2 protein-coding genes are annotated in these 2,506 nt (G+C 61.7%); both read right to left on the reverse strand.

Features of this window, described 5'->3' with window-relative positions:
- Positions 1-123 precede the first annotated feature (123 nt).
- Positions 124-894 carry an IS21-like element helper ATPase IstB gene (istB, locus tag JYP46_RS22005; RefSeq protein WP_206549368.1) on the reverse strand — a complete coding sequence of 257 codons (771 nt, stop codon included), beginning with the start codon at positions 892-894 and terminating at the stop codon, positions 124-126.
- Positions 891-2,384 carry an IS21 family transposase gene (gene istA / locus JYP46_RS22010; RefSeq protein ID WP_206549369.1) on the reverse strand — a complete coding sequence of 498 codons (1,494 nt, stop codon included), beginning with the start codon at positions 2,382-2,384 and terminating at the stop codon, positions 891-893. Before istA ends, istB begins: the two co-directional genes overlap by 4 nt.
- Between the last annotated feature and the right edge of the window lie 122 nt (positions 2,385-2,506).

Consider the following 2,506-nt stretch of genomic DNA (forward strand, 5'->3'; position numbering starts at 1 on the left):
TGTCAACGGCGGAGTAAAAGTCGGCCATTGGGCGGCGCAAAAGTAGTCCACTTTGCGCTGCAAGCGGGGAACGTCGGGAGGGCGTAGCCCGACCAGAGTTTCCCGCTTGCAGCGTCGGCGATCTTACTGATGAGGGTTGGCGGTTTTTCGGGCCCGGCTTTGCGCGAGGCGATAACTGTCGCCATTCATCTCGAGGATGCTGACATGGTGGGTCAGTCGGTCGAGGAGCGCGCCGGTGAGACGCTCGGACCCAAACGTCTCGGTCCATTCATCGAAGGGCAGATTGCTGGTGATCAGCGTGGAGCCGCGCTCATAACGCTGTGAGATCAATTCGAACAGCAACTCGGCTCCGGTTTTCGACAGGGGAACGAAGCCCAGTTCGTCGATGATCAGGAGTTTGTAGCCGGCCACCTGCTTCTGGAGGCGCAGAAGACGACGTTCATCACGCGCCTCCATCATCTCGCTGACGAGCGCGGCAGCCGTGGTGAAGCCAACGGACAATCCCTTCTGACAGGCAGCCAGACCGAGGCCGATCGCGACATGGGTCTTGCCCGTGCCGCTGGGTCCGAGCGCGATGACATTCTCGCGCCTGTCGACCCATTCGCAGCGCGCCAGTTCCAGCACCTGCATCTTGTTGAGCTTCGGAATGGCGGTAAAGTCGAAGCTGTCGAGGCTTTTCGCTGCCGGGAACTTTGCAGCCTTGATGCGACGCTCGACCATCCGCCGTTCCCGGTCGATTAGTTCCAGTTCGACGAGCCGCGCAAGGTAGCGGACATGATCCACACCCTCGACCGCACATTGTCGGGCAAGCTTCTGGTGCTCGCGCAGGAAGGTCGGTAGCTTCAGCGCCTTGAGGTGATGAGCGAGCAGAAGTTCGGGAGCATCGCTGCTCATGCCGGTTCCTCCTCGCGGTTCAGCAGCCGCATATAGGCCTTGGCTGACGTCTTCTCGACAGTGGCTCTGGGCAGATAGGGATAGATGTCGAGGTCCAGTTTTGGCGGCCTGCGTTCCGCTCGGCACAGGACGAGGTGCTTCACGGCGTCGAAGCTGATGGCACCCAGGTGTAGCGCCTGCTTCACAGCTGCATGCAGATCGGCCAGATCGAAGCTTTCCAGAAGGCGCAACACCTGCACATAGGCGCGCCGGCCCTGCTTGCCCATCCGCGCTTCCATCAGGCGACGCAGTCTGGCGAACGCCTCGGGCAGCTCCCAGCCCTGCAGAGGAGCCGCTTGGTCGAGCGCATTGATCTTCTGCTCGATCAGCGGCAGGTAATGCAGCGGATCGAAGACAACCTCTTCGCGTTCATAGCTGCGCGGATGACGGGCGATCGTCTCACCGCCGCAGCCGATCACCACCTCGTCGACATAGCCCCGGATCCACACATCTTGATGGCCATATGCGACCGGAACGGAGTAGTCGTTGGTCCTATAGCGCACCAGCGCCTGGGAAGAGACCCGGCCACCGGCCTGGTCGCAGGCATCGAAGGATGAAGCCGGCAGAGCCCGCATGGCCGCAAGGTCACGCTGCAGACGCTCGCCGATCGTCTCGCTCTCGCCACGCAGCCGGTCGCCCTGACGCTTGCGGCATCGATCCTCAAGCCACAGATTGAAGTCTTCCCACGTCGCAAAGCACGGGATCGGCACCATGAAGTTGCGTCGGGCATAGCCGACCAGACCTTCGACGCTGCCCTTGTCATTGCCCTTGCCGGGGCGGCCATAACGATCCCGGACCAGGTAGTGGGACAGGAAGCCGCTGAACAGTGTCGCGCGCTTGCGTGTGCCGTCGGGCAGTATCTTTGCCACCAGGCAGCGGTCGTTGTCGTAGACGATCGACTGCGGCACAGCGCCGAAGAAGGCGAAGGCATGGACATGGCCGTCCACCCATGCCTCTGCTACGGCTGCAGGATAGGCGCGAACATAGCACGCATCGCTGTGCGGCAGGTCGAGCACGAAGAAGTGCGCCTTCTGCTCGACGCCGCCGATGACAACCACGGCCTCGCCGAAGTCCGCCTGCCCATGCCCGGCAGGATGCGCCAGCGGCACGAACATCTCCTGGCCGCGCCGATCCCGATCACGCATGTAGTCCTTGATAATCGTGTACCCGCCAGCAAACCCGTGTTCGTCACGGAGCCGGTCGAACACCCGCTTGGCCGTATGACGCTGCTTGCGCGGAACCGTCCGATCCGCCTCAAGCCATCCGTCAATGATTGGGATGAAAGCTTCCAGCTTTGGACGCCGAACCGGAGCCCGCCGTCGATAGCCGGGAGGAACCGAATACGTCATCATTTTGCGAACCGTGTCGCGCGATATGCCGAAATGCTTCGACGCTTCGCGCTGGCTCATACCGCCGTCGCAAGCAACTCGAACCTTCAGATATAATTCCACGGTGTAGATCCCTCGTCCCTCCCTGCGCCAAGCAGAAAAGGGAAAAAGTGGACGACTTTTCAGCCGCCCGCAGCAGGACAATCCAGCCGCTACCGTGGTCTAGTTTTCCACCGCCGTTCTCA

Origin of the sequence: Nitratireductor aquimarinus (assembly GCF_017255295.1) — a bacterium.
GTDB lineage: Bacteria > Pseudomonadota > Alphaproteobacteria > Rhizobiales > Rhizobiaceae > Nitratireductor > Nitratireductor aquimarinus.